Annotated in this window: 24 protein-coding genes; 17 read left to right on the top strand and 7 right to left on the bottom strand. The window is 69.9% G+C overall.

Going from position 1 to position 25,875, the window contains the following annotated elements; genetic code table 11:
- Window positions 1-5 precede the first annotated feature (5 nt).
- Complete coding sequence (locus tag ASF30_RS17690; protein ID WP_055909750.1) at window positions 6-968, bottom strand: ArsR/SmtB family transcription factor; 963 nt, start codon at window positions 966-968, stop codon at window positions 6-8.
- Window positions 969-1,024: 56 nt separating this feature from the next.
- On the opposite strand from ASF30_RS17690, the gene ASF30_RS17685 reads away from it, so the two are divergent.
- Together ASF30_RS17685 and ASF30_RS17680 are read left to right on the top strand one after the other, a co-directional pair.
- Complete coding sequence (locus tag ASF30_RS17685; protein WP_055910473.1) at window positions 1,025-2,317, top strand: MFS transporter; 1,293 nt, start codon at window positions 1,025-1,027, stop codon at window positions 2,315-2,317.
- Between the two features lie 65 nt (window positions 2,318-2,382).
- The gene (locus ASF30_RS17680; protein WP_055909748.1) at window positions 2,383-3,153 is read left to right on the top strand and encodes a Pr6Pr family membrane protein; all 771 of its coding nucleotides are present in this window, start codon (window positions 2,383-2,385) and stop codon (window positions 3,151-3,153) included.
- A gap of 25 nt (window positions 3,154-3,178) precedes the next feature.
- On the opposite strand, the gene ASF30_RS17675 is transcribed toward ASF30_RS17680, so the two are convergent.
- Window positions 3,179-4,687: a flavin monoamine oxidase family protein gene (locus tag ASF30_RS17675; protein ID WP_055909746.1), complete on the bottom strand. Its 1,509-nt coding sequence runs from the start codon at window positions 4,685-4,687 to the stop codon at window positions 3,179-3,181.
- Between the two features lie 160 nt (window positions 4,688-4,847).
- On the opposite strand from ASF30_RS17675, the gene ASF30_RS17670 reads away from it, so the two are divergent.
- A complete protein-coding gene (locus tag ASF30_RS17670; RefSeq protein WP_055909741.1) occupies window positions 4,848-6,092 on the top strand; it encodes a Pr6Pr family membrane protein in 1,245 nt (414 codons plus the stop codon).
- 18 nt (window positions 6,093-6,110) lie between these two features.
- Here ASF30_RS17670 and ASF30_RS17665 read toward each other — a convergent pair whose 3' ends face one another.
- From ASF30_RS17665 to ASF30_RS17650, 4 genes are all read right to left on the bottom strand, one after another.
- Window positions 6,111-6,668: a GNAT family N-acetyltransferase gene (locus ASF30_RS17665; protein WP_055909739.1), complete on the bottom strand. Its 558-nt coding sequence runs from the start codon at window positions 6,666-6,668 to the stop codon at window positions 6,111-6,113.
- A 178-nt stretch (window positions 6,669-6,846) separates the two neighbouring features.
- A complete protein-coding gene (aceB, locus tag ASF30_RS17660; protein WP_082468016.1) occupies window positions 6,847-8,565 on the bottom strand; it encodes a malate synthase A in 1,719 nt (572 codons plus the stop codon).
- A 141-nt stretch (window positions 8,566-8,706) separates the two neighbouring features.
- On the bottom strand, window positions 8,707-10,044 hold the full coding sequence (gene aceA / locus ASF30_RS17655) for an isocitrate lyase (protein WP_055909736.1): 1,338 nt from the start codon (window positions 10,042-10,044) through the stop codon (window positions 8,707-8,709).
- 174 nt (window positions 10,045-10,218) lie between these two features.
- Window positions 10,219-10,536 (bottom strand): hypothetical protein, encoded by a 318-nt coding sequence (locus ASF30_RS17650; RefSeq protein ID WP_055909733.1) that lies wholly within the window; start codon window positions 10,534-10,536, stop codon window positions 10,219-10,221.
- Between ASF30_RS17650 and ASF30_RS17645 the strand changes: the two genes are divergently transcribed.
- From ASF30_RS17645 to ASF30_RS17595, 11 genes are all read left to right on the top strand, one after another.
- Window positions 10,535-10,780 carry a hypothetical protein gene (locus tag ASF30_RS17645; RefSeq protein ID WP_055909730.1) on the top strand — a complete coding sequence of 82 codons (246 nt, stop codon included), beginning with the start codon at window positions 10,535-10,537 and terminating at the stop codon, window positions 10,778-10,780. The two genes, ASF30_RS17650 and ASF30_RS17645, sit on opposite strands and share 2 nt — an antisense overlap.
- A 163-nt stretch (window positions 10,781-10,943) precedes the next feature.
- Complete coding sequence (locus tag ASF30_RS17640) at window positions 10,944-11,414, top strand: SRPBCC family protein (RefSeq protein WP_055909727.1); 471 nt, start codon at window positions 10,944-10,946, stop codon at window positions 11,412-11,414.
- 104 nt (window positions 11,415-11,518) lie between these two features.
- Complete coding sequence (locus tag ASF30_RS17635) at window positions 11,519-12,064, top strand: cysteine hydrolase family protein (protein WP_055909724.1); 546 nt, start codon at window positions 11,519-11,521, stop codon at window positions 12,062-12,064.
- A gap of 134 nt (window positions 12,065-12,198) precedes the next feature.
- Window positions 12,199-12,531, top strand: a complete 333-nt coding sequence (locus tag ASF30_RS17630) for a hypothetical protein (protein WP_055909721.1) — start codon at window positions 12,199-12,201, stop codon at window positions 12,529-12,531.
- A gap of 187 nt (window positions 12,532-12,718) precedes the next feature.
- On the top strand, window positions 12,719-14,203 hold the full coding sequence (locus ASF30_RS17625) for a helix-turn-helix transcriptional regulator (protein ID WP_055909718.1): 1,485 nt from the start codon (window positions 12,719-12,721) through the stop codon (window positions 14,201-14,203).
- Between the two features lie 129 nt (window positions 14,204-14,332).
- Entirely contained in the window at window positions 14,333-15,766 is a 1,434-nt protein-coding gene (locus ASF30_RS17620) for an NAD(P)/FAD-dependent oxidoreductase (RefSeq protein ID WP_055909715.1), read from the top strand.
- 43 nt (window positions 15,767-15,809) lie between these two features.
- Window positions 15,810-16,949 (top strand): ABC transporter ATP-binding protein, encoded by a 1,140-nt coding sequence (locus ASF30_RS17615; RefSeq protein WP_082468012.1) that lies wholly within the window; start codon window positions 15,810-15,812, stop codon window positions 16,947-16,949.
- Window positions 16,949-18,112 (top strand): polyamine ABC transporter substrate-binding protein, encoded by a 1,164-nt coding sequence (locus tag ASF30_RS17610; protein WP_055909710.1) that lies wholly within the window; start codon window positions 16,949-16,951, stop codon window positions 18,110-18,112. The genes ASF30_RS17615 and ASF30_RS17610 overlap by 1 nt, the downstream gene beginning before the upstream one ends.
- The gene (locus ASF30_RS22865) at window positions 18,109-19,095 is read left to right on the top strand and encodes an ABC transporter permease (RefSeq protein WP_327063150.1); all 987 of its coding nucleotides are present in this window, start codon (window positions 18,109-18,111) and stop codon (window positions 19,093-19,095) included. The genes ASF30_RS17610 and ASF30_RS22865 overlap by 4 nt, the downstream gene beginning before the upstream one ends.
- Entirely contained in the window at window positions 19,092-20,021 is a 930-nt protein-coding gene (locus tag ASF30_RS22860) for an ABC transporter permease (RefSeq protein WP_235480379.1), read from the top strand. Before ASF30_RS22865 ends, ASF30_RS22860 begins: the two co-directional genes overlap by 4 nt.
- Window positions 20,022-20,023: 2 nt before the next feature.
- Window positions 20,024-20,374: a cupin domain-containing protein gene (locus ASF30_RS17595; protein ID WP_055909707.1), complete on the top strand. Its 351-nt coding sequence runs from the start codon at window positions 20,024-20,026 to the stop codon at window positions 20,372-20,374.
- Window positions 20,375-20,384: 10 nt separating this feature from the next.
- Here the strand turns inward: ASF30_RS17595 and ASF30_RS17590 are convergent, their stop codons facing one another.
- Window positions 20,385-22,034: a PucR family transcriptional regulator gene (locus tag ASF30_RS17590; protein WP_055909704.1), complete on the bottom strand. Its 1,650-nt coding sequence runs from the start codon at window positions 22,032-22,034 to the stop codon at window positions 20,385-20,387.
- 92 nt (window positions 22,035-22,126) lie between these two features.
- Between ASF30_RS17590 and ASF30_RS17585 the strand changes: the two genes are divergently transcribed.
- The 3 genes from ASF30_RS17585 to ASF30_RS17575 all read left to right on the top strand — a co-directional run bounded on the left by ASF30_RS17585 (window position 22,127) and on the right by ASF30_RS17575 (window position 25,596).
- Window positions 22,127-23,611 (top strand): CoA-acylating methylmalonate-semialdehyde dehydrogenase, encoded by a 1,485-nt coding sequence (locus ASF30_RS17585; RefSeq protein WP_055909700.1) that lies wholly within the window; start codon window positions 22,127-22,129, stop codon window positions 23,609-23,611.
- 112 nt (window positions 23,612-23,723) lie between these two features.
- Window positions 23,724-25,136: an aspartate aminotransferase family protein gene (locus ASF30_RS17580; RefSeq protein WP_055909698.1), complete on the top strand. Its 1,413-nt coding sequence runs from the start codon at window positions 23,724-23,726 to the stop codon at window positions 25,134-25,136.
- Window positions 25,137-25,260: 124 nt separating this feature from the next.
- Entirely contained in the window at window positions 25,261-25,596 is a 336-nt protein-coding gene (locus ASF30_RS17575) for a hypothetical protein (RefSeq protein WP_055909695.1), read from the top strand.
- Window positions 25,597-25,875 lie beyond the last annotated feature (279 nt).

Here is a 25,875-nt window from a genome sequence, read left to right as displayed (position 1 = left end):
GTCTCTCACCGCCTCGCCGACGCCGCCAGCAGGGCCGTCCCGAGTTCGCTGCGGAAGTACAGCACGCTGTGCCCGTACCGCGTCGAGGTCACCAGTCCGGCATCCCTCAGCGCCCGGAGGTGCTGGTTGACCGCCGAGGTCGTCACGTCGAAGCGCACCCCCAGCTCGGTCGATGACGCCGGCTCGGCGAGCGCCGTGAGCAGGCTCGCACGCGCCTCCCCGAGGATCCCGGCGACGGCCGCCGGATTCGGCACCCGCTCGGTCTCCCACAGGGCGCCCTGACCGCGTGCCGGGTACATCACCATGGGCGGTCCGCTGCCCACCGGGGCCGACGCCCGCCTCGTGAACATCGTCGGAACCAGCGTGAGACCGAGCCCGTGCGTCGCGACCTCCCGGTCGACGGGATCGCGCAGCCGCACCGACACGACACCCTTCTCGTACGACACCGTCGACGACACCCCGTTGAGCATCGTCGCCAGGCCGGACTGCGCGATCTGCCGCCCGCGATAGGTCACGTCGGCCTCCAGCACGGCTCGCATCCGTGGCCAGTGCGGCGCGAAGCAGGCGTCCCAGAGCTGCTGCAGCGCACGCATCATCCGCGCGACGGCCTCGCGCGGCGGCCCCGCGAGGGCATCCGGAATGCGTCCGTGCACGGCCTCGAGGTCGCGATGGAAGGTCGAGGTGCGGATGCGCGCCAGCGCGTGGAACTCATCGTCGATGCGGGTGAGCGGCGACGTCGGGCGCGGATTCAGGAAGTCGGGAGTCCAGAACCTGTCGTCGATGAGCGCGAGCAGGGTCTCGAGGTCGACCCGGCTGCGCGCCTCCTCGGTGCGGCGGAGCCACGGCAGCTGGAGCGGGAAGGCCGACGGATCCTTGATCGCACGCAACGACAGCCCGAGTTCGCACAGCGGGGACAGGCCGAAGTGCACCCCGCCGACGTCGGATTCGGTGAGCCGGTATCGCAACATGTAGGAGAACGCTACATCACTGTCGAGGGCGCCTTCAGTCGGTGATCATCGATCGAGTGACCGAAACGGATGCAGCACCCTCCCCCACCCGCCTCACCCCGGTGCAGCGCATCGCCGCCTCGATCTCCGATCCCGTCCTGCGCGTGCTCGTGCTGTCGACCCTCATCGGCCGGGTGGGCCGCGGCATCTTCCTCACCGTGACGGTGCTCTACTTCACTCTCATCGTGGGGCTCTCGGCCGCCGAGGTCGCGCTGGTGCTGGCGGCATCCAGCGCCGTCGGGGTCGGGGCATCCCTCCTCGGCGGCCAGCTCGCCGACAGGTTCAGTGCGAGGCGGTTGCTGCTCGGCTTCTCGGCGCTCAGCGGGCTCGGCCTCATCAGCTACGTCTTCGCCACCTCGTTCGCCTCCGCCCTGCTCATAGCGTGCCTCGTGGGAGCAGCGGACTCCGCGAGCAATGCGACCCGCATGGCGATCATCGCGCGGGCCTTCACCGGTGCGGCTCGGGTGAACGCGCGTGCCGTGCTGCGCACAGTCACCAACATCGCCATCGCCGCCGGCTCCGCGCTCGGCGGGCTCGCGCTGCTCGTGGGCACGGCCGACGCCTACCGCTGCATCCTCATCGGCGCCGGCGCCATCTACCTGCTCGGCTGCACCATGCTGCTGCGGTTGCCCGCGAGCGTCGACGCCCCACCGCGCGAGATCGGCGTCGACACCAGTGCGCGCGCCGCCATCTCGGCCGATCGACGCCTCCACTCGCCGTGGCGCAATCCGCGCTACCTCGCCCTGTCGGCCCTCAGCGCGGTCTTCGGCATCCAGTTCGGCCTCGCCGAGGTCGGGGTTCCGCTCTGGATCGCGCACGACACCAGCGCCCCGACGGCCCTCGTCGCGGCGGTGCTCATCCTCAACACCATCGTCGTCATCGTGTTCCAGGTGCCGTTGTCGCGCGGCACCCACGACCTCCGCCGGGCCGGCGCCGTCACGGCATGGGCGGGCGTCATCATGGCAGCGGCGTGCCTGCTCTACTTCGCCGCATCCGGATTCGGCGTGATCGCGGCAGCGCTCCTGCTGCTCGCCGCGGCTCTCGCGCACGCCTTCGCGGAGGTGCTCTCCCAGGCCGGCGGATGGGGGCTGAGCTTCGAACTGGCGGATGCCGCCGCCCCCGGTGCCTATCAGGGAGTGTTCTCGATGGCGTTCTCGGTCGGATCGATGCTCGCGCCCGTCGTCGTCACGGCGGCGCTCGCGCACGGCTTCGCCGGCTGGGCCGGATTGGCCGTCATGTTCCTCCTCGCGGCCTTCGGCACCGACGCCATCGCCCGCCGGGCGGCGCGGCGCCTTCAGCCGATTCACTGAGCGAGCCGCGCCAGCCGCCTCCCGCGGCCGGGACCGTCCCAGCCACGCTGGCGTAGCGTTCTCCTATGCGCGTGCGTGAGGACCCGGCCCGGCCGCCGGGGCTCCGCGAGGCACGCGTCGCCCTCGCGCTGGGCTGGCTTCGTCTCGCCGTGGTGGCCGCCGAGATCATCGCGCTCATCGGAAACTTCCGCTACGTGCTCGGCTTCAGCTCCTTCGGAGTCGCCAACTTCTTCGGCTACTTCACCATCCAGTCGGCCATGATCGCCGTGGCGGTCACCCTCGTCGGCGGTCTCGTGCTGGTGAGTGGACGCAGCGAATCCGTCGTCCTCCTCACCGCCCGCACCATCGTGCTCGTCTACGTCGTGCTGTCGGGCATCGTCTTCGGCCTGCTCGCCGCCTTCTCCTCGACGCGCACCTACCAGATCGCCATCCCGTGGTCGGATCAGCTCCTGCACTTCATCCTCCCGTCGGTGCTCCTCCTCGACTGGCTGGTCGGCCGTTTCCTCGGCCCGCGGGCACCGGCCGTGCCGTGGCTCGCCCTGGCCTGGGCCGTGCCGTACCCGGTGATCTGGCTCATCTTCACGCTGGTGCGCGGCGACGCCGTCGGCTGGTACCCGTACTTCTTCCTCGACCCGTCGCAGGTGAGCGGGCCGGGGGCCATCGTCGCCTATTGCGCCGGCATCCTCGCCGTCATCCTGGGATTCGTGGCCGCCTTCATCGGCTTGAGTCGGGCCCGGATGCGGCATCCGCCCGCGCCGCACGCCCCCGGGTCCGCTCCGTCCGACCCGCGCCCGGCGCAGGCGGCCGAGCGAGACGAGCGCGTCGAGGCGGCCTGACGCAGCGAGGCCGGCCGACAGCCGGTTAGCCCGCGCTCGGAGTCGGGGTCGGAGTTGGGGTCGGCGTCGCCGTCGCGCCGTCATCGCCGTCGGCGCGCTTCGCCTCGTCGAGGAACGGCTCCAGGCCCGCCAGCAACTCGGCGAGCACGACGGCGTCGTCGTCGACGGCGGCGAGTCGGGCCGCCTCCCCGGCAGCGATGGTGCCGACGAGCACCGGGTACCCCGTGTCGGGCAACAGGTTCACCCACAGCGCCACCGGGGAAGCCGCTGCGACGGTGGACCACACCGTGGCGTCGGTGCTCCAGAACGGCTCGTCGAAGCGCAGCCACACCCGGTCGGAGTCGCCCATGCCGAGGATCGACACGGCTCGCGCCTTGGGCAGCGGCAGCTCCGGTTCGAATGCCACCGATCCCGACTTGAGCACCCCCAGCGGCAGAGTCACGACCACACGATCGACGGTGAGCGACTCCCCTGTGCGCAGTCGCAGGCTCACCCTGTCGTCACGGGTCACGATCCGCGTCACGACGCTGCGCAGGAGAACGTCGACGCCGTCGGCGAGGTCGTCGGCGAAGGTGCCGAAGCCGGCCAGCGGGACCGCTCCACCCACCCCGTCACCCGGTGAGGTGGCGCCGCCGTTCCAGGCCGAGAGCCGCTCGTCCGGCGCGCTGGTCCGCGGCTGCACGACGGAATCGAGCTGATAGGCCAACCAGTCGGCATCCGACACCCCGTCGTCGTCCGGGGTGGTCGACAGGGCGCCCGCCTCGGACTGTCCGATGGCGAACGACAGCGGAACGTCGTGCGGCTGCTTCGACGACCACTCCACGGCGTCGGCCACGGCCGCGGCCCCGACGCCCGACACCGCGACGGCGGTTCCGGCCGTCGTGCGCACCTCGTCCGACCGTCCGAACGAGACCACGTCGCCGCCCGCGGCGACCACGGCGGAGTGCAGCGCCTCATCGCCGTCGTCGATCATCGTCGGGCCGAGGTCGACCGCGAGCGGCCAGGAGTCGCCGGTGCGGGCGTCGATGCGTCCGCCCACGCGGTCGCGCGCCTCGACGACGATGACGTCGTAGCCGGCGTCGAGCAGGGCCCTCGCGGCGGTCAGACCGGCCACGCCGGCACCGATCACCCCGATGCGCTCGGAGCCGTCGGAGGCGGCGATCACCTCGTCGGCGACGCGCGTGCCAGACGCCACGGCACCGCTCACGGTTCCGGGGGCGTCGCGGGAGGTCGCCTCGCCGGCGAAGAAGATGCGGTCGTCGACGGCGGCGGCCAGGTCGTCACGGCTGGCGCTCGTCGACCCGACGGCGGCGAAGCTCGCGGCGCCGAGCGCGAACGGGTCGACGCTCCACCGCGAGCGCAGCATCGACACCGGTTGCGGAACGGCGGATGCCGGCGGCTGGGTCGTCGGCGTCGGAGTCGGCGACGGTGACGGTGACGGTGACGCGCTCGGCCGCGGCTGCGGGGTGCAGGCGGCGAGCACCGAGGTGCCGAGAGCCCCGACGGCGGCGATGAGGAAGGTTCTGCGTCTCATGGGTATCGCGGGCTTGCGCTTGAGCCCCGGCCGCCCTCCTCCCGAGCACGCGAACGCGATTTCAACCTACTGCACCCGACTGCATGCGGTTCTGGACCTCAAGTGAGCGAATCTCGGCGTATGCCCAGCATGCACGCGCTTGCGCCGGATACCGTGCATTATGCGAGAGCACATCACAGGCCCTCACATCTCACGGGGGAACATCCATCAGGCGATCGGGGGAGCTCGACTGGCGCTCGCCGCGGTCGAGACCATCGCCATTGCGGCGAACTTCCAGGCGGTCGGGGTCACGGCCTTCGACGCGGGCAATTACTTCTGCTTCTTCACTGTGCAGTCGGCGGTCGGAGCCGTCGCCCTGCTCGTGACGAGTGGGGTGCTCGCCGTCACCGGCAGGCCGGAATCGAGCCGCATCCACGCGGCGCGGTCGATCGTCCTGGGGTACGTCATCCTCGCCGGAATCGTCTACGGCATCCTCGCCGTCGGTTCGGCCGGCGAGGTCAAGCCGATCATCGTCACCCCGTCGGATGTCGTCCTGCACTTCATCATGCCCGTCCTCCTGACGGTCGACTTCATCGCCGAACGGCGCCTGGCCGTGCGCACGAACACGTTGCCCTGGGGCACCATGGGCTGGGCGCTGCCGTATCCGGGAATCTGGCTGGTGTTCACGATGGTGCGCGGCGGCATCGTCGGCTGGTTCCCGTACTTCTTCATCGACCCGACCCGCACCAAGTCGCCGGTGGAGATGGGCGTCTACATCACCATCGTGTGCCTGATGATCCTGGTGCTCACCACGGGATCGCTGGCCCTCACCCGCATCGGCGCCCACGGGTTCTTCACCCAGACCCCGGATGCCGGCCCCGACGCCCCCGGCATCGTCTTCGGAGTGCCCCCGGTCGGATCTGCAGGCTCGCACGTCGGTCCGCGCCCGGCCGTCGTGCTGCTCGCCCCGGCGTCGAGCGCGGCACTCCGATCGCAGCTCGCCGCCCTGTCCACCGAGTGGAAGTGGACGTCGGCGGTCTCGTACAGCCCTCTCCCCGTGGCACTCGGCACGACCGGACACGGCGATCGGCGGTGGGTCGTCGCGACCCCGGGTCCGCGGGCGGCATCGCACTTCTCGCCCCTGACCGGATCGAGCTCCTGCGTCGAACTCCGGCCCGGGCGGCGCGATGACATCGCCCGCCGGCGCCACGTCGGCACGGCGGCGTACGCCTCTCCGATGCCGCGGCCTCCGGACGCGGCAGTACAGCGCTCGACGACATCGCATGCGCCGACGCAGCGCGCGGATGGGCGCCGCTCGGCGACACGCCACGCGGGCACTCTGCATGCCGGCGGCGCGCCCGCCGCAACGCTGCATGCGGGCACGCTGCTTGCGGGCACGCTGCGGGGTGACGCCGTCAGCGTCTGAGCGCGCCTGGGCGTACAGCTACGGCAGCCTGCGCTCCAGCACGAGGTCGTCCTCTAAGCGGTCGCCGACGAGGAAGTGCTTCGTGCCGACCCGCGCGAAGCCGTTCTTCTCGTAGAAGCGGATGGCCCGCGCGTTCTCCTGGTTCACGCCGAGCCAGGCGCCGGCGGCCCCACGGGCGGCGGCGACGTCGAGCGTCGCGGCCATGAGGGGGCCCGAGACCCCGGTGCCATGGCTCGAGGCCAGCGTGTAGAACTTGCTGAGCTCCACCGTCGGGCGGATGCCGATGGCCGCCGCGACGTCGGCATCGGTCGGTTCGGCGAACACCAGCATCGTGTAGCCGACGGCGAGGCGGCCGGATGCCGCATCCGTCGCCGCGTGCTGCTCGGCGACGAGCAGCACGCGAGCGGGATCGGCGAGGTAGTCGTCGAAGCGCGCGCTGGAGAGCTGCGTGGCGATGAAGTCGGCGATGGCCTCGGCCGTCGTGTGCGGCGGGCACGCCAGCGCGAAGGTCGCTGCGGCCAGATCGGCCAGGCTCCGGGCGTCGCTCGCTGTCGCGGTGCGGATGGTCAGGGTCACGCTTCGACCCTAGCCGCGGGCCTCCGCCCCGTCGGCATCCCCGGCCCTGCTGGCATCCCCACCCCCGCTGGCATGCACACCCCGCTGGCAGAGGGACGCGAGCGCAGCGACCGCCCCGAAGCCGAGGACCCCGCGCGCTCGTGTGCGCGGGGTCCTCGGCAAAGACGGGCGACGCTCCCTACAGGAACCGCGTGTAGGCCGGGATCGTCAGGAATGTCGGGAACTCCGGCTCGAGCGCGACCTGGCGGAACACGGCGAACGCGTCGTCGAAGCGGTCGCCCTCCGATCGCGGCAGCTCCTCCTCGACGGCGGCCACGATCCCCTCGAGCCAGGCGGCGTCGATGCGCCGACCCTCACGGGTGATCGTGTTGTCGTTCACCCACTGCCAGATCTGCGAGCGCGAGATCTCGGCCGTCGCGGCATCCTCCATCAGGTTGTCGATGGCGGCCGCCCCGATGCCCCGCAGCCACGACTCGATGTAGCGCACGGCGATGCGCACGTTGTCCCGCACGCCCTCTTCGCTCACCGATCCGCCGATCGACGGGATGTCGAGCAGCTGGGCCTCTGTGACGTGAACGTCGTCGCGCAGGCGGTGCAGCTGGTTGCTGCGCTCCTCGAAGACGGCGTCGAACTCCGCCCGGGCCGTGGGGATGAGATCCGGATGTGCGACCCAGGTTCCGTCGAAGCCGTCACCGGCCTCGCGGCGCTTGTCCGTCGCGACCTTCTCCAGCGCTCGCCCGGTGACCTCGGGGTCTCGACGATTCGGGATGAACGCACTCATGCCGCCGATGGCATATGCCCCGCGCTTGTGGCACGTCGACACGAGCAGTTCGGTGTACGCCCTCATGAACGGCACTGTCATCGTGATCTCGGAGCGGTCGGGGAAGACCCAGCGGCGCCCGCGCGAGCGGAACGTCTTGATGATCGAGAAGATGTAGTCCCAGCGCCCCGCGTTGAGGCCGGCGCAGTGATCGCGCAGTTCGTAGAGGATCTCCTCCATCTCGAACGCGGCCTGGATGGTCTCGATGAGAACAGTGGCGCGCACCGTGCCCTGCGGAATGCCGAGGCGCTCCTGCGAGAACGAGAAGACATCGTTCCAGAGCCTGGCCTCACGGTGGCTCTCGAGCTTCGGCAGGTAGAAGTACGGGCCGAGGCCCAGCTCGATCAGGCGACGGGCGTTGTGGAAGAAGTACAGCCCGAAGTCGACCAGGCTGCCCGACGCGCTCATCGCCCGCCCGGAGCGGTCGTGGAAGCGCAGGTGCTTCTCGACCAGGTGCCAGCCGCGCGGCCGCATCACGATGGTAGGAGTCTCGGCCTCGCCGCCGTGGGTGAGGCCGATGCGGCCGGCGACCGTGTACTGCCTGCCATCGGGCGATGTGTACGAGAGGTCTCCGCGCAGCGCGTCGTACAGCGAGAGCTGCCCCTCGATCACGTTCGTCCAGGTGGGGCTCGTGGCGTCCTCCTGGTCGGCGAGCCAGACCTTCGCGCCGGAGTTCAGGGCGTTGATCGCCATCTTGCGGTCGGTCGGACCCGTGATCTCGACTCGGCGGTCCTCGAGGCCCGGACCGGCCCCGGCGACCCGCCAGGTCGCATCCGCTCGCACCGATGCCGTCTCGGGAAGGAAGCGAGGGTCGCGTCCGTTCGCCGAGGCGACGCGGGTCTGCAGTCGTGCTGCGAGCAGGTCGTGACGGATGCCGGCGAACCTGTCATGCAGTTCGGCGAGGAACGCGAGCGCCTCCGGCGTGAGGATCTCGGAGTAGCGGTCGCCGAGGGGCGCCGTCACCTCGATCCACGGCCGCGTGGTCGCGAAGCTCCCGGTCGTGGCGGCCGGCTCCCGCGTCGTCTCGGATGCCCGGGTCGTCTCGCGTTCCAGGGTGCTGGTGGGTGTGGTGTTCATGGTCGTGTCTCCTGTCGTGTCTACCGCCGTGTGAAGGCATCCGTCCCTCCGTGTGAAGGCACCGGACACGCGAGGCCCGAAGATCCGGGACATGCGCGAGCGGGATGCCTTCACACGGTGGAGACGAGAGCAGCGAGGGTTCTAGAACTGGTGTTCCTCGGTCGATCCGACGAGGGCGAGGGTGGCGCTCGATGGGTTGAGCGCCGTGGCGATGCGGTCGAAGTAGCCGGTGCCGACCTCCTGCTGGTGGCGGGTGGCGGTGTAGCCGTTCTTCTCGGAGGCGAACTCGGCCTCCTGCAGTTCGACGTAGGCGCTCATGTGGCGATCGTTGTAGCCACGGGCGAGCTCGAACATCGAGTGATTGAGGGCGTGGAAGCCCGCGAGGGTGATGAACTGGAATGCGTAGCCCATCGAGGCGAGCTCGCGCTGGAAGGTCGCGATCTGGCCGTCGTCGAGGTGGCGCTTCCAGTTGAACGACGGCGAGCAGTTGTAGCTGAGCTTCTTCCCGGGGAACTTCTCGTGGATGGCCTCGGCGAAGCGGCGGGCCAGGTCGAGGTCGGGCTCGGCCGACTCGACCCAGAGCAGGTCGGCGTACTCGGCGTAGGCGAGTCCGCGGGCGATGACCGGCTCGATGCCGTTCTGCACCTCGTAGAAGCCCTCGGCGGTTCGCTCCCCCGTGAGGAAGCGGCGGTCGCGCTCGTCGTGGTCGCTGGTGAGCAGCGTCGCCGCGAGCGAATCCGTGCGGGCGATGATGATGGTCGGCACGTCGGAGACGTCGGCTGCCAGACGTGCGGCGTTGAGCGTGCGGATGTGCTGCCCGGTCGGGACGAGCACCTTGCCGCCCATGTGCCCGCACTTCTTCTCGCTGGCGAGCTGGTCCTCCCAGTGCACCCCGGCCGCGCCGGCCTCGATCATGCCCTGCATGAGCTCATAGGCGTTGAGCGGTCCGCCGAAGCCGGCCTCGGCATCCGCCACGATCGGGGCCATCCAGTCGCCGTTCGGAGCGCCCGACGCGTCGATCTGGCCGGCCCGCAGCAGCGCGTTGTTGATGCGCCGCACAACGGCGGGAACCGAGTTCGCCGGGTAGAGCGACTGGTCGGGGTAGGTCTGCCCCGAGAGGTTGGCGTCGGCGGCGACCTGCCAGCCCGAGAGGTAGATGGCCTCGAGCCCGGCGCGCACCTGCTGCACGGCCTGGTTGCCGGTGAGGGCGCCGAGGGCCGCGACCCAGGTGGGGTCCTCCTCGGGGGCGAAGGCGGTGCCCTCGGTGCGCTGGATGAGCTCCCAGAGCTTCTCGGATCCTCGGCGGGCCAGGGTGCGCTCCTCGCGGACGGGCCCGCGGAGCTCGATCACATCGGCCGCCGTGTAGTCGCGACGGATGCCGTCCCAGCGGGAATCGGCCTGCCACTCGAGTTCGAGTTCTGCGGCGCTCTGCGTCTGGTCGCCCGGGCGGCTCTGCGTGGGGCGGGGCGAGGTGCTCATGGGGTGTGCCTTTCGGATCAGGCGCCGTCAACGAGCTGCGGCGCTGGTGTGTTGCACCAACACTGCGGGCAGGCGGCATCCGTCGATCCGGATGAGTGCGCAGAAATACGCCCGGTCTTCTGCCGGGGAGAAGAACCTGGCGTCAGAGCGGCCGTGCAGGCACCCGACCGAACATCACTCGGCGGCGCCGCAGAGCTCCTGCACCGTCACGATGCTGTCGGAGAATGCCGTGAGCTGGTCGCCGAAGGCGTCGACATCGATCGAGTCCGGGTCGCTCGAGAACGCGATGAGGTAGTCGAAGTAGGACTGGCTCGAGGCCACCAGAGCGTCGGCCGCGGGCTTGACGTCGGCGTTCGAGACCTTCCCGGCCGCCGCCGTGAGGTCGGCGCTCGCGTCGTCGATGGCGGCCTGGGCTGCGGCCGGATCGGTGCCGAGCATCGCCATGTTGTCGTCGGTGTCGAGGCTGGAGAGCGAGTCGACGGCGTCGGTCATGATCGCGCAGGCCTCCTCGACGGTCTGCGCGGCTGCGGCCGGCACGCTGGCCGCCGGATCGGGCGTCGCGGACGCACCGTCGGTGGGTGCCGGTGTCGCCGTTCCCGCGGCGCCGGCCGTGCTGCTCGGCGTGGGAGTCGCCGAGCGCGTCGAGGTGGGTGATGACGACGGCTGGGCCGATCCGGAGCATCCGGTGAGCATGAGCGCCCCCGACACGACGACGACGGCGATGACACTGCGATAGCCCACGAATCCCCCTGATCACTTCGACCTGCGCTACTGCCGACCCTATGTCAGGGGACACCGGGCTGCCAGTGGCAGACGGCGGATGCTTCCGGATGCCGCATCCGCGAAAGGGGTGCTGCCCCCGATGGATGCGACCGATGACGCGATTAGCGTCTGACCCCATGCCCACCCGAAGCTCCAGACTCATCACTGTGCGCGCCGAGCGCCTCATCCCCGCCGCCGCAGACGCCGTCTGGCAGGTGCTCGCCGACTATCGCTACGACCCGCTCTGGCGCGAGGGCGTCGAGGCCATGGGCCAGAACACCCCGGGTACGGTGCGGAACGGCACCAGCACCGTCGAGGAGTTCCGCATGCTCGGCCAGCGCATGACGAACACGGCGATCATCAGTCGGGTCGATCCCGGCGTCGCCTTCTCCTGGGCGACGACCTCCGGAACCGATGCCGACGGCGAGCGTCGCATCGAGTCGTTCGACGGGGGCGTGCGTGTCGTCCTCACCACGACGTCGCGTCCGAGCAGCCGCATCGAGCGTCTGCTGCGCCCTCTGATCGGCGGAGCCCTCCAGCGCGCCCTCGACCGCAGCCTCGAGCGCTTCGAGGACCTCGTGTCGGAGTCGGCCCGCCAGGCTCGCTGAGGCCATCGCGCCTGTCCTGCTCCGCCACGCTGCTCCCTCACGCGCGGGCATCAGCGCCGTCGGAGTGTCAGGATGGGGGCCGCATCCGTTTCGAAAGGGCTCCCGTGTCTCGTCTGCTGCTCATCATCGACATCCAGAACGACTACTTCCCGGGTGGGGCGTTCCCGCTCGTCGAGCCCGAGGCTGCGGCGGGGCGCGCTGCCGAACTGCTGGCGGCGTTCCGGGCGGCCGGCGACCCCGTCATCCACGTGCAGCACGTCTGGGATGGAGCGGATGCCACCTTCATGCGCCCGGGAACCGCCGGCGTCGAGATCCACGAGCTCGTCGCACCGCAGGAGGGCGAGCCCGTTGTTCAGAAGGCGTCGCCGAACTCCTTCCTCGACACCGACCTGCTCGAGCGGCTGTGCGCCTTCGAGCCCGACCAGCTCGTCGTGGTCGGAATGATGAGCAGCATGTGCGTCGACTCCACGGTGCGCGCCGCCGCCGACCTCGACTTCACGGTGACCGTCGCCCATGACGCCTGCGCGGCGCCCGACCTCGAGTTCGACGGCGCCGTGATCCCGGCGGCCCAGGTGCACGGCTCCTTCATGGCCGCGCTGGCCGACAGCTACGCGAGCGTGACGACAGTGAGCGAGCTGCTGGCGCGCTGAGGCGGCGCACCCAGCGCTGACGGTGGGTAGCGCCCGGCCGCAGTGGTGGCGAGTGCCCTCCCCAGACCCCCGCGTGGTACCACTCCGAACCCCGCATCTCCCCCGAACACTCCCTCGAAGAGAACGGACCTGTTGTGAACCAGAACGTCGTCGGCGAGATCGTCGTGCGCATCCCATTAGTCCGTGGCGAGACCGGCCGATGGGACTTCGTCGAAGCCGGTGAGGTCGACATCGTCAGCCTCACCGTGAAGGACGACGACCTCGAGTACGCCCGGTACGAGGCGAATGAAGGCGACCTCTGGCACAACTGCGACCTGCACGCGAAGGTCCGCGACAGGATCAACGCGGAGCCGGTGACCGACAGGAAGGCCGAGATGATCATCGAGCGCCCGTCACTTGCCGACGTGTTCGAGCGGGCGGAGAAGTACGTGACCGCAGACCCGGCGTCGGGGTCGGCAGAAGAGTGAACGGGCTCCCCCGCTCCGGCGAGGATTCGGGGTAGAACCCCTCGGCCGACGTCATCCCGATCGTGCTCGGCGGGCCGCGAGTCGTGGAGCCGCTGGGCCGGGCGTCCAAGGCGCTTGACGCGTTGCTGGCAGAAGAACACCGATTGTTCTGTTTGCCGCATCCGCATGCCCGTGACACCATCGGAGCATGATCAGCGCGGATGAACTCGCTTCAGAGACCCTCGACGAGGAGTCCGGCATCGACGCGCTCACGCTCGGCCGGCGCATCCGGGCCCGCCGCATGGCCAGCCACCTGACGCTGGAGCAACTGGCCACGGCGGTCGATCGGGCGCCGTCGCAGGTGTCGATGATCGAGAACGGCAAGCGCGAGCCGCGGCTCTCGATGCTGCGCGCCATCGCCCTGGCGCTGGGCACCACGGTCGACGACCTGTTGCGAACGGATGCGGCAACCGATCCGCGCGACGCCCTCGAGATCGCCGTGGAACGCGCACAGCGCGGGCCTGTGTTCGAGGCGCTCGGAATCTCCCGCATCCGCGTCAGCAAGGGCCAGAGCGACGAGACGCTGCAGGCGATCCTGTCGCTGCACAACGAGATCTCCCGGCTGCACCGCGAGCGAGCGGCCACCCCGGAGGAGGCCCGCCGCGCCAACGTGGAACTGCGCGCCACCATGCGTGCCCGCGACAACTACTTCGCCGAACTCGAAGCCCTGGCGACGGAGCTTCTCACGGCCGTCGGGCACAACGGCGGCCCGGTGTCGCAGCAGGTCGTCGCCGACATGGCGAACCACCTCGGCTACTCGCTGCACTACGTCGGCGACCTCCCGCACTCCACCCGCTCGGTGACCGACAAGCGCAACGGCCGCATCTACCTGCCCACGGAGCAATCGGCGTCGCGGGACTCCCGATCGCCGATCCTGCAGGCCTTCGCGACCCATCTGTGCGGTCACGACGAGCCGAGAAACTACGCGGACTTTCTGCGGCAGCGGGTCGAGACCAACTACCTGACCGCCGCCATCCTGCTGCCGGAGAGCGACGCCGTGAAGGTGCTCACCGAGGCCAAGAACCTGCGCCGCATCTCCATGGAGGACCTGCGCGACGCCTTCGCCGTCTCCTACGAGACGGCGGCCCACCGCTTCACCAATCTCGCGACGGCCCGGCTCGGCATCCCCGTGCACTTCATGAAGGTGCACGAGTCCGGCACCATCATCAAGGCCTACGAGAACGACTCCGTGCGCTTCCCGAGCGACGCCCTCGGCGCCGTCGAGGGCACGACGGTCTGCCGCAACTGGACAGCGCGCACGGTGTTCGACGTCGAGGACCGCTTCAGCCCGTGGTACCAGTACACCGATACCTCCACCGGAACCTTCTGGTGCACCTCGCGCATCGAGAAGGCGAAGGAGGGCGAATACTCGGTGAGCGTGGGCGTGCCGTTCGAGCACGTGAAGTGGTTCCGCGGCCGCGAGACCGGCAACCGTGCCGTGAGCCACTGCCCGGACGAATCGTGTTGCCGACGGGCTCCGACCGGCCTCGCCGACCGCTGGGCCGACCAGTCGTGGCCTGCGGCCCGCACCCCCACGAGCCTGCTCGCGGCGCTGCCGACGGGCACCTTCCCGGGGGTCGACCAGACCGAGGTCTACGAGTTCCTCGAGCGCCACGCCCCCCGGACGATCTGACCGGAACGGATGCAATCCCGAACGTTTTCGATCGTGCCACCCGTTCACGGGTTGGCAGAATGTCAGGAACGCGTCGACGGCGACTTGCAGGTTCCGTCCGGCTCCATCCTCCAGAGAGCGTGATCGATAGTGCACACCACCGTCTTCGAGCGGGCTCGGCCCGCGGCATCCGTCGTCAATCACGCGCTCAGCGGCACCAGGCAGGCCTCGTTCTGGATGGACGACCAGGCCGGCGCGACCCCCACCTACCCGAAGCTGACCGGCGATCTGGTCGCCGACCTCGTCGTCGTCGGCGGCGGCTACACCGGGCTGTGGACGGCACTGCTCGCCAAGCGCGAGCGGCCGGAGGCGCGCGTCGTGCTGCTCGAGGCCAAGACCATCGGCTGGGCGGCGTCCGGCCGCAACGGCGGCTTCTGCGAGGCCAGCCTCACCCACGGCGACGAGAACGGCATCAGCCGCTTCCCGCAGGAGTTCGACAGGCTGCAGGAGCTCGGGCTGGCGAACCTGGACGAGATCGAGTCCACCCTCGCCGAACTCGGCATCGACGCGGAGTTCGAGCGCAACGGCGCCATCGACCTCGCCGTCGAGCCGCATCAGGTGGAGTGGATGCGCGAGAGCGCCGACGGCGAGCACGCGCTGTTCCTCGACGAGACCGCCGTACGCGCCCAGGTGAACTCCCCCACCTACCTCGCCGGCGTCTGGCACACCCGCACCTCCGCGCTGGTGCACCCGGCGAAGCTCGCCTTCGGCCTGGCGCGGGCCGCGGCCGCCGCCGGCGTCGAGATCTTCGAGCACTCGCGGGTGCTCGGCCTCGACACGGCCGGGCTGAGCGTGGCCCAGGGAACCGACGTGCGCACGCAGACCGGCACAGTCCGCGCCGTGCGCACGGCGCTGGCCACCAACGTGTTCCCGAGCCTGCTGAAGCGCAACGCCCTGCAGACGGTTCCGGTGTACGACTACGCACTGATGACCGAGCCGCTCAGCGCCGACCAGCTCGATGCCATCGGTTGGTCGAACCGACAGGGTCTCGGCGACTCGTCGAACCAGTTCCACTACTACCGCCTGAGCCGCGACAACCGCATCCTGTTCGGCGGCTACGACGCGATCTACCACTACGGCGGCCGCATCCGCGAGGAGTACGAGAACCGTCCCGCGACCTTCCAGACGCTCGGCAACCACTTCTTCACGACCTTCCCGCAGCTCGAGGGCCTGCGCTTCAGCCACAAGTGGGCCGGACCCATCGACACCTGCAGCCGGTTCTGCGCCTTCTTCGGCGCGGCCCGCGGCGGGCGCATCGCCTACGCGACCGGCTACACCGGCCTCGGCGTCGCGGCCACCCACTTCGGCGCCAAGGTGATGCTCGACCTGCTCGCCGGGCGCACCACGGAGCGCACCGAGCTCGAGATGGTGAAGTCGCGCCCGCTGCCGTTCCCGCCCGAGCCGGTGGCGTCCATCGGCATCCAGGCCACCCGCTGGTCGCTCGACCGCGCCGACCACAACCGCGGCGAGCGCAACCTCATCCTGAAGACCCTCGACGCCGTCGGCCTCGGCTTCGACTCCTGACCGTCCGCCCCCAGCCCCACACCAGATGAGAGGACCTGCCGACATGAGCACTGCATCCGGCAACCTGACAGCACCAGCGAACCAGCCGGCGGGCGATCGCCCGGCGGCAGGGGCGAATGACGACACGGGGTCGGTGAGCCTGCGCGGCATCACCAAGATCTTCGGATCGGCCACGGCCGTCGACGGCATCGACCTCGAGGTGCGCTCCGGCGAATTCATCTCCCTGCTCGGACCATCGGGCTGCGGCAAGACCACGCTGCTGCGGATGATCGCCGGATTCGAGCAACCGGATGCCGGCGACATCGTGGTGGGCGGCCAGTCCGTCGTCGACCTGCCCCCGCACAGGCGCCCCGTGAACACGGTCTTCCAGTCCTACGCGCTGTTCCCCCACATGACCGTGGCCGAGAACGTGGGCTACGGCCTCCGCCAGAAGCGGGTGCAGAAGAGCGAGATCGCCGAGCGCGTCAGGGACTCGCTGCAGCTGGCCCAGATGCTCGGCTTCGCCGACCGCAAGCCGTCGACGCTCTCGGGCGGACAGCAGCAGCGCGTGGCCCTCGCCCGTGCTCTGGTGAACCGCCCCAAGGTGCTGCTGCTCGACGAGCCCATGAGCGCCCTCGACCGCAAGCTGCGCGAGGAGATGCAGATCGAGCTGAAGCTGCTGCAGAAGGAGCTCGGCATCACCTTCATCTTCGTCACGCACGACCAGCAGGAGGCGCTCTCGATGAGCGACAGGGTCGTGGTCATGCAGAGCGGCCGGGTGCAGCAGGTCGGCAGCACCGAAGACGTCTACCTCAAGCCGGCGAACGCCTTCGTGGCCGGATTCATCGGCAAGCAGAACTTCATCGACGCGACGGTGTCGGGAACGGATGCCCTGATCGCCGCAGACGGCACCTTCGCCGTCTCGGGCCTGCCGAACGGTGCCCGCGACGGCAGCGAGGTGCGGGCGGCGATCCGCGCCGAGGCCGTGCACGTGTCGTCCCAGCGCCCGGCCGGCGGCGGCCTCGAGGGCACCCTCGCGGGCATCTCCTTCCTCGGCGACGCGATCCAGTACGTCGTCGTCACGGCATCAGGCGCCGAACTGATCGCGAGGGCGGCACCGGACAGGGCCGAGCCACTCAGTACCGGCGACGCCGTGTGGTGCTCGTGGGAGACCGCCGAGCTGCGCGTGTTCGAGGCCGCCTGATGGCGGCCCGTCCCGACATCCGCGCCCTTGTGCCGAGGGCGGCATCCGCCCAGATCAGCCGTCGAGCACTGCTCTCGGGGTTCATCGTCGTGGGAGCCACCAGCGTGCTGGCCGCCTGCTCGAAGAGCACCGCCTTCGCGCCGTCGAAGCCGGCCGACGGCGTCGTGGAGAGCCACCTCAACGTGTACAGCTGGGGCGACTACGACGATCCGGCGAACATCAAGGCCTTCGAGAAGACCGGAACGAGCGTGCAGTTCGACAGCTACGGCTCGAACGAGGAACTCATCGCCAAACTCGGCGCCACCCGCGGTACTAGCGGCTACGACGTGATCGTGCCGACGGGCAGCTACATCCCGATGATGGCGGCGAACGGCCTGCTCGAGAAGCTCGACCACAGCCGCCTGAAGAACATCGGCAACATCGACCCGCTCTACCTCGACCAGAGCTGGGACCCCGGCAACACCTATTCGGTGTGCAAGGACTGGGGCACGACGGGGTTCGCCTACGACACCCGCGCCATCACGGGAGAGCTCACCTCGTGGGCCGACTTCCTCGAGGCCGCGACGGGAACGGCGAGCGGCAACGTCGCCCTGCTCGAGGACCCGTGGGAGGTGGCCAGCATCTACTTCGCCGCCAACGGCATCGACCCGAACACCACCAAGAAGGCCGACCTCGCCGCCGCCGACGACTACCTGGTGAACACGCTGGCACCGCACGTGAAGGCGTTCAACTCCACGGCCGTGACGAGCGGCATCCCCGAGGAGACCTTCACCCTCATGCAGGCCTTCAACGGCGACGCCCGCCAGGGCCTGCTGGTCGCCGACGACCCGGACAACTGGAAGTTCGTCTACCCGACGCCGACGGCCAACCTCTGGATGGACACCTGGGCCATAGCGGTGGGTGCGCAGAACATGGACGCCGCCTACGCGTTCATCGACTACATGCTCGAACCCGACGTGTCCTACCGCGAGGTCGACTACATCGGCTACAGCACCGGGGTGAAGGGCATCGACCAGATGGCGGCCGACAACGACTTCGACTTCCCCGACCTCGTCTTCCCGTCGGCCGAGGTCATCCAGCGCCTCACTCCGGCCGAGTTGAACGACGGGGCCGAGGCGCTCGTGAAGACGCTCAACCGCATGATGGCGAAGGCGGGTTCATGATGACGACGGATGCCGCTGCACCCACGACGACACCGCCGGTCCGACGGCGCTCCCGCCGCCGGATCTCGGGCTACGAGGCCCTCGGCTTCCCCACCTGGGCCTACGTGGTGTTCTTCTTCGTCGTGCCGCTCGGACTGGTGCTGTGGTACTCGTTCGGCTACAAGCCCGACTTGTTCTCCGCGCACGCCAATGACGTGCTCAGCTTCGACCGCTACGTCGAGGCCCTCGACGCCACCTTCATCGGCACCTTCTGGAACACGCTGCGCATCGGCGTCGTCGGCACGCTGATCTGCCTGCTCATCTCGGTGCCCTTCGCCTACTGGCTGGCCGTGAAGCTCGCTCCGAAGTGGCGACCGCTCGCACTGGCCCTGGTGCTCGTGCCGTTCTGGACCAACTTCCTGGTGCGCACCCTCGGCTGGCAGATCATCCTGTCGCCGCGCGGCTTCGTCTCCGATGCGCTCCAGAACCTCGGCCTCATCGACGGCAGGCTCGACGTGCTCTACACGGCCGGTGCCGTGCAGCTCGGTGTGGTCTACAACTACCTGCCGCTGATGATCCTGCCGCTCTACGTGGCCATCGACCGGGCCGGGCCGGCGCTCCGTGAGGCCAGCGCGGATCTCGGCGCCAACCGCTGGAAGACCCTCTGGACCGTGACGCTCCCGCTGGCGGCGCCGGGCATCGCTTCAGGATGCCTCCTCGTGTTCATCCCGCTGATGGGCGACTACATCACCGCATCGGTGCTCGGCGGGGCGCAGGGCAACATGATCGGCCAGCTCGTGGCCAGCCAGTTCAACACGGCCCAGAACTGGGCTCTCGGCTCGGCCATGGCCGTGCTGCTGATGATCTTCATCGCCGGTGCCGTGGCGGTCTTCGGCGGCGCCGCGCTCATCGTGCGCGCGCTGGTGCGCCGCGCCCGCCGGGTCGAGGTCGCCGTCGACCTGCCCGCCGATCGTTCCGCCACTCGCCCAGGAGGTGCCTCATGAGCGCTGACACCGCAACGGCGGCCGTCGCCGCCTCGGACCCGGCCCGCGTGCGCCGGGCGGCGACGGTCCCCCGTCGACGCCGTCGCATCGACGGGGTGAGCGTCACGCTCACGGTCTGGGGCGTCGCCGTGTTCGCCTTCCTGTTCCTGCCGATCATCGTGATGTTCGTGTACTCGTTCAACACGGGTCGGCTGCTCGCCTCCTGGCAGGGCTTCGGGTTCACGGCCTACACCTCCGCCCTGGCGAACCCCGTGATCGTGGGTTCCGTGATCACCTCGCTGACGGCAGCCGTCGGTGCCGCCCTGGTCTCGACAGTGCTCGGAACCCTCGGCGGCATCGCGCTGGCACGCTCGCGAGCGAGTTCGCTCAGCGTGGTGCTGGCGACGGGCATCCTCGCGATCACGCTCTTCACCCCGGAGATCGTCGACGCCGTGTCGATGCTGCCGTGGTTCGTGAGCCTCGGAACCGATGCCGGCATCGGCGTGTTCAACAACGGCCTGGTGCGCCTCGTCGTCGCCCACGCCGTGCTGTCCGTCGCCGTCGTGACCTTCATCATCAGGGCACGGATGGCCGGCCTCGACGCCTCCCTCGAGGAAGCGGCCGCCGACCTCTACGCCACGCCATGGCGCCGCTTCACCCAGATCACGCTGCCCGTGGCGAGCCCCGCGATCTGGGCCGGCGCCCTGATGTCGTTCACGCTGAGCCTCGACAACACCATCGTGTCGAGCTTCGTGCAGGTGCCGGGCTCCACGCCGTGGCCCGTGTACATCTTCGCGTCGCTGCGCGTTGGTCTCCGGCCGGAGATCGCGGCGGTCTCGACGGTGATGTTCCTGCTCACGCTGTTCGCCCTGGCCGTTGTCGCCTACGTGCTGCGCCGTGGCGACCAGAGCGCCGAGGACATCGCGAAGACCCTGGCGGCGGGGTAGCCATGATCGACTCGACCCTGAGGACCGCGGCGCTCGCGCTCCAGCTGACGTTCGACCCCGTCGCCACCGAGCAGGTCGTCGACGGAACGCCGCAGACCGGCTACGCCGAGCTGGAGCCCCTCGGCGCCGGCGAGGTCGGCGTCTGGGAGATGACAGCGGGCGCGATGAGCGACACCGAGGTCGATGAGCTGTTCATCGTCATCGCCGGTTCGGCCGAGGTGGAATTCGTCGACACCGGCGAGAAGGTCGCCTATGGCGTCGGCGACATCGGGCGGCTGCACGCCGGCCAGCGCACGATCTGGCGCGTGGCCGATCGCATCCGGAAGGTGTACATCACTCCGCCCGCTCGCTGAGCGGCGGAACTCACCGCCGCGCCAACAGCGCCGCGTGCAGGGCACTGACGGTCTCGCCGTCGTCGAGGTCGACGTCGAGCAGGTCCTCGATGAGGGCGATGCGCTGGTAGAACACCGAGCGCGACAGATGGCTCGCCGCCGCGGCCTTCGTGCGGTTGCCCGGATGCGACACGTAGGCGAGCAGCACGGCGAGGAGGTCGCCGTCGACCTCGAGGTCGTACTCGATGAGCGGCCGCAGCATCTGCTCGCTGTGGGCCTGCAAGCGCGGGTCGCCCGCGAAGGCGGCGACGAGCCGCAGCAGCGGGCGGTTCTCAGCGCGCAGCACCGTGATCCCGCGGGACTTCTCCTCCCGCGGCGAGCGCAGCAGCTCCTGCGCCTCCTCGATCGAGGCGATCAGGCCGCCGAGATCGCGCGCCACGGCGCCGACAGCGACCACGAGGCCGGCACTCCCACCGACGCCGCGACCGCCGCGGCCGCCGCGCGCCGAGCGCCGAGCGAACTCCTCGAACACGGCATCCGTCAACCGAGCCCCGACCGGAACCGAGAGCGCCAGCACCTGCCCGGGACGTTCGGACTGCGACGCGACGATCACCGGGCCCCCGAGCACCTCGGCTGCGGACTGCGGGTCGAGGCTGCCGAGGTCGCCGCCCTGCACGGCAACACCCACCAGCAACCTGTCGCGCACGGGCATCCCCGCGGCCTCGAAGCGCGCAGCGATACCGGCGTCCGAGGTGTAGCGCGCACCCAGCAGGTCGGCGAGGAGCTGCTCGTTGCCGAGCCTGGTCCACTCGTCGGCGTCTCCCTCGGCGAGCCGTCCGATGGCGAGCGCCACAGCCGCCTGCTCCATGACCTGGGTACGGCCGGCCGTGTGCGGTTCACCGGGAAGGGCCACGAGGGAACCCCAGCGGATGCCGCGGGCCTCGACGGCGACGGTGTCCCAGCCTGCGGCATCCGTCGCCGACCCCCGGTGCAGCGACCGCGACGTCGCCTCCCAGCCCGCGAGGGCCTCGTCGCCGGCGTCGAGCATCTCGGCCGCCACCACCTGGTGGTTCACGTCCTCGAGCACGACGGGACACCGCAGCACCGTGGCGAGCCGCCCGACGATGTACTCGGCCGTGCTCCCCCGCAGGCTGAGCCCGATGAACAGCTCGTGCAGCCTGTCGCGTTCCCGCAGGGCATCGGCCTGCTCGAGGATGATGCTGCTGTGCACCGCCTCGGTCACGGCCACGAACTTGACGATGCGCCGCAGCACGACGAGCGGCAGTCCGCCCGACTCGCAGGCCGTGGCGAGAGCCTCGGGCACGGCATCGAGTCGACCCCCGAGCTCGAGAACGAGTCCGGCGACCCCGACCTGCACCAGCCGATCGACGAAGGCCACCAGCTCGGCCGGATCGTCCGACCACCCGGCTCCCGTTGTGAGCAGGAGTTCGCCTCCGTCGAGCAGGTCGGCGGCGTCGAGGTTGTCGCTCACGTGCACCCAGCGCACGGGCCTGTCGAGTGCTCCGAGGCCGGCCACGACCTCGGGATCGCCGTCCTGCAGCACGGGCAGGCGCACGATGTCGAGAACAGTGGGCAGGGTCGCGCCGATCCGGTCGGCCTGACGGTCGACGGAGTCCGGACGATCTGTCGCATCCGTCTGTGAACTGCGACGTTCTGGCATGGATATCACCCTCAGCGCTCTGTGATCATGGGGAAATCCAGCATAAGCCGGTGTCGGGCAGATCGTTCGACGGATCAGAAAGCGAGACTGCCATGGCGCTCGTCCAGCACTTCATCAACGGCGTGGCCACTGGCACGCCCGACCGCACGGGCCCGGTGTTCAACCCGGCGACCGGCCAGCAGCAGCACGAGGTGGTGTACGCCTCCGTCGCCGACGTCGAGCAGGCGATCGCCGCGGCGAAGGCCGCCCTTCCGGCCTGGCGGGCCACCAGCCTGATCAAGCGCGCCGACGTGTTCTTCCGCCTGCGCCACCTGCTGCGCGAGCGCACCCCCGAGCTCGCCGCCATCGTCACCAGCGAGCACGGCAAGGTGCTCTCGGATGCCGCCGGTGAGATCTCGCGCGGACTCGAGAATGTCGAGTTCGCCTCCGGCCTCGTGCACCTGCTCAAGGGCGAACGCAGCGAGCAGGTCTCGAGCGGCGTCGACGTTCACTCGGTCAAGCAGCCCGTCGGCGTGGTCGGGGCCATCACCCCGTTCAACTTCCCCGTCATGGTTCCGCTCTGGATGGTCGCGAGCGCCATCGCCTGCGGCAACACCGTCGTGCTGAAGCCCAGCGAGAAGGACCCATCGGCGTCGCTCTTCCTGGCGAAGCTATTCCAGGAAGCCGGCCTGCCCGACGGCGTACTCAACGTCGTCAACGGCGACAAGGTGGCCGTCGACACGATCCTCGACAGCCCCGACGTCGCCGCGGTGTCGTTCGTCGGCTCCACCCCCATCGCCCAGTCGATCTACCGTCGCGCCAGCGAGAACGGCAAGCGCGTCCAGGCTCTCGGCGGCGCCAAGAACCACATGGTCGTCATGCCGGATGCCGACCTCGACGCCGCGGCCGATGCCGCCGTCTCGGCCGCCTACGGCTCGGCCGGCGAGCGCTGCATGGCCGTCTCCGTGCTGGTCGCCGTCGGCGACGTCGCCGACGACCTCGTCGAGGCCGTGCGCTCGCGCATGGGAGCCCTCGTCATCGGCGACGGCACCGACGCGGCATCCGAGATGGGCCCGCTCATCACCCGCGAGCACCGCGACAAGGTCGCGTCCTACGTGACCGGGGCCGCCGCGGAGGGAGCGACAGTCGTCGTGGACGGCACCCTGCAGCGCTTCGACACCGACGGCTTCTTCGTCGGCGTGAGCCTGCTCGACAACGTCAGCACCTCGATGCGGGCGTACACCGACGAGATCTTCGGCCCCGTGCTCTCCGTCGTTCGGGTGGCGAACTACGACGAGGCCGTGGCCCTCATCAACGCCAACCGCTTCGGCAATGGCGTCGCCATCTTCACCCGCGACGGCGGAACGGCCCGCCAGTTCGAGTTCGAGGTCGAGGTCGGCATGGTGGGAGTCAACGTGCCGATCCCCGTGCCCGTCGGCGCGTACTCCTTCGGCGGCTGGAAGGACTCGCTGTTCGGCGACTCGCACATCTACGGCCCGGAGTCGGTGCACTTCTACACCCGGAGCAAGGTGGTCACGACACGCTGGCCCGACGCATCCGAGTCCCAGGTCGACCTCGGCTTCCCGAGCAACCACTGACCCCACTGACCCCACTCGCACCCCCGAGTTGCCCACTTCCGCCAGTGGGCCAGCGCCAGCACTGGCGGAAGTGGGCAACTCGCGAGACCGCAGACCGAACAAGAGAGCCAGCATGACCGACACCCTCGCCCCCGCCACCACCGCCGCGTACACCGACCGCCACGGCGAGACCCTTCAGCTGCCGGATGCGGCAGCCGACGCGCGGGTGCGCTCCGACGACCGCGGCCACGTGTTCCACTCCTGGAGCGCGCAGGCGAAGATCGACCCGCTGCCGATCGCGGCGGGCGAGGGCTCGACGTTCTGGGACTACCAGGGCAACGCCTACCTCGACTTCTCCTCGCAGCTGGTCAACCTCAACCTCGGGCACCAGCACCCCGATCTGGTCGCCGCCATCCAGCAGCAGGCCGGGCGGCTCGCGACGATCCAGCCGATCATGGCCAACGACGTGCGCGGAGAGTTGGCCCGTCGCATCGCCGAGGTCGCCCCCGGAGACCTCGACAAGGTGTTCTTCACGAACGGCGGGGCGGATGCGAACGAGTACGCCGTGCGCATGGCGCGCGCCGTGACCGGTCGCCGCAAGGTGCTCTCGATGTACCGCAGCTACCACGGCGGCACGGCGACGGCGATCTCGCTCACCGGCGACCCGCGCCGCTGGGCGAACGAGCCGAGCGACGGGTCCGTCGCCCACTTCTTCGGCCCGTACGCCTACCGCTCCGCATTCCACTCGACGACCGAGGCCGAAGAGACGCAGCGCGCGCTGGAGCACCTCGAGAACCTCATCGTGCTCGAGGGCGCGTCGACGGTGGCCGCGATCATCATCGAGACCATCGTCGGCACCAACGGCGTGCTCGTTCCGCCAGCCGGCTACCTGCCCGGCGTGCGCGCCCTCTGCGACAAGTACGGCATCGTCTACATCGCCGACGAGGTCATGGTGGGCTTCGGCCGCATCGGCGAGTGGTTCGCCGTGAACCACTTCGGCGTCACGCCCGACCTCATCACCTTCGCGAAGGGCGTGAACTCCGGATACGTGCCGCTCGGCGGCGTCGTCATCTCCGAGCGGATCGCCGCGCACTTCGACGACGTCGCCTTCGCCGGCGGCCTGACCTACTCCGGCCACCCGCTCGCCTGCGCGGCCGGGGTCGCCACGTTCGAGGTCTTCGAGCGCGACGCCATCCTGGAGCACGTGCGCGACCTCGGATCGCGCGTCGTCGAACCGGCCCTCCAGGCGATGGCCGAGCGGCATCCGTCGGTCGGAGAAGTGCGCGGAGTCGGCCTGTTCTGGGCCATCGAGCTCGTGCGCGACCCGGAGACCCGCGAGCCGCTGGTTCCCTTCAATGCCGCGGGGGCGGATGCCGCTCCGATGGCCGAGTTCGCCGCTGCCTGCAAGGCCGCCGGGCTCTGGCCTTTCACGCACTTCAACAGGGTGCACGTCGCTCCCCCGCTGGTGATCACCGAGGACGAGCTGGTGCGCGGCCTGGCGATCATCGATCAGGCGCTCGACGTGGCCGACGGCTACGTAGCCTGAAGCGCGCCCCTCCCGCAAGGGGTGCCGGCCATCAGGACGCCGCGCGCGTTCCGAACGCTAGGCTGACGGACGCTCGACCCCTGACCCGGGGGTCGAGCTTTCTGACGACAAGGACACCTCACCCATGGTCACGTTCTCCATCCTGCTGCTGATCGGCCTGCTCGGCGGCGTCATCGCCCTGATCGACGGCGTGCAGCGTGCTCGCGGGCGCGGCACCGCCGTCCTGGCGATCATCGAGATCATCGCGGCGGCCCTGTTCCTGCTCTCGCTGTTCCTGCCGGGCATCCCGTTCGGTTCGCTCGTGCTGGCCGTCGTGACCCTCATCGTGCTGATCGTGCAGTTGGTGCTGCGCGGCGGACGCAAGCGCGCGGGCATCGGTCTCACCGTCGCCGCCATCATCCTGCTGCTCGTCTGGATCGTGCTGGTGCAGCACTGGCTCGTCATCCCCGGCGTCAACTAGCGGCGCCGCGCGCTCACCCGCCGTCTGCCGCATCCGCGCCGCCGTGTGAAGGCGATCCCGCCGCCGTGTGAAGGCGCCCTCCCCTCGTATGAAGGCGCCCTCCCCTCCGTGTGAAGGCGCCCTCCCCTCCGTGTGAAGGCGATCCGGCCTCCGTATGAAGGCATCGGCCGTCGGACCCGCGCGATACCGGGGTCTCCGTCAGGCGCGTGCCTTCACACGGCGGCGGCCCTGCCTTCACACGGCGGAACGCGTGCCTTCACACGGATGCGGCCATGCCTT

Source organism: Leifsonia sp. Leaf264, from assembly GCF_001422325.1.
Taxonomy (GTDB): Bacteria; Actinomycetota; Actinomycetes; order Actinomycetales; family Microbacteriaceae; genus Orlajensenia.
Note: the sequence above shows the minus strand (reverse complement) of the source record. Positions and strands in the feature narration are given on the sequence as shown.

What these genes read in the sequence shown, in the direction of transcription:
- ASF30_RS17645 (WP_055909730.1), top strand. Translation starts at nt 10,535, where the DNA reads ATGATCGCGCAGGCCTCCTCGACGGTCTGCGCGGCTGCGGCCGGCACG.
- ASF30_RS17650 (WP_055909733.1), bottom strand. Translation starts at nt 10,536, where the DNA reads ATGACCGACGCCGTCGACTCGCTCTCCAGCCTCGACACCGACGACAAC.
- ASF30_RS22860 (WP_235480379.1), top strand. Translation starts at nt 19,092, where the DNA reads ATGAGCGCTGACACCGCAACGGCGGCCGTCGCCGCCTCGGACCCGGCC.
- ASF30_RS17585 (WP_055909700.1), top strand. Translation starts at nt 22,127, where the DNA reads ATGGCGCTCGTCCAGCACTTCATCAACGGCGTGGCCACTGGCACGCCC.
- ASF30_RS17680 (WP_055909748.1), top strand. Translation starts at nt 2,383, where the DNA reads ATGCGCGTGCGTGAGGACCCGGCCCGGCCGCCGGGGCTCCGCGAGGCA.
- ASF30_RS17590 (WP_055909704.1), bottom strand. Translation starts at nt 22,034, where the DNA reads ATGCCAGAACGTCGCAGTTCACAGACGGATGCGACAGATCGTCCGGAC.
- ASF30_RS17610 (WP_055909710.1), top strand. Translation starts at nt 16,949, where the DNA reads ATGGCGGCCCGTCCCGACATCCGCGCCCTTGTGCCGAGGGCGGCATCC.
- aceA (WP_055909736.1), bottom strand. Translation starts at nt 10,044, where the DNA reads ATGAGCACCTCGCCCCGCCCCACGCAGAGCCGCCCGGGCGACCAGACG.
- ASF30_RS17575 (WP_055909695.1), top strand. Translation starts at nt 25,261, where the DNA reads ATGGTCACGTTCTCCATCCTGCTGCTGATCGGCCTGCTCGGCGGCGTC.
- ASF30_RS17640 (WP_055909727.1), top strand. Translation starts at nt 10,944, where the DNA reads ATGCCCACCCGAAGCTCCAGACTCATCACTGTGCGCGCCGAGCGCCTC.
- ASF30_RS17670 (WP_055909741.1), top strand. Translation starts at nt 4,848, where the DNA reads ATGCGAGAGCACATCACAGGCCCTCACATCTCACGGGGGAACATCCAT.
- ASF30_RS17625 (WP_055909718.1), top strand. Translation starts at nt 12,719, where the DNA reads ATGATCAGCGCGGATGAACTCGCTTCAGAGACCCTCGACGAGGAGTCC.
- ASF30_RS22865 (WP_327063150.1), top strand. Translation starts at nt 18,109, where the DNA reads ATGATGACGACGGATGCCGCTGCACCCACGACGACACCGCCGGTCCGA.
- ASF30_RS17675 (WP_055909746.1), bottom strand. Translation starts at nt 4,687, where the DNA reads ATGAGACGCAGAACCTTCCTCATCGCCGCCGTCGGGGCTCTCGGCACC.
- ASF30_RS17615 (WP_082468012.1), top strand. Translation starts at nt 15,810, where the DNA reads ATGAGCACTGCATCCGGCAACCTGACAGCACCAGCGAACCAGCCGGCG.
- ASF30_RS17595 (WP_055909707.1), top strand. Translation starts at nt 20,024, where the DNA reads ATGATCGACTCGACCCTGAGGACCGCGGCGCTCGCGCTCCAGCTGACG.
- ASF30_RS17690 (WP_055909750.1), bottom strand. Translation starts at nt 968, where the DNA reads ATGTTGCGATACCGGCTCACCGAATCCGACGTCGGCGGGGTGCACTTC.
- aceB (WP_082468016.1), bottom strand. Translation starts at nt 8,565, where the DNA reads ATGAACACCACACCCACCAGCACCCTGGAACGCGAGACGACCCGGGCA.
- ASF30_RS17580 (WP_055909698.1), top strand. Translation starts at nt 23,724, where the DNA reads ATGACCGACACCCTCGCCCCCGCCACCACCGCCGCGTACACCGACCGC.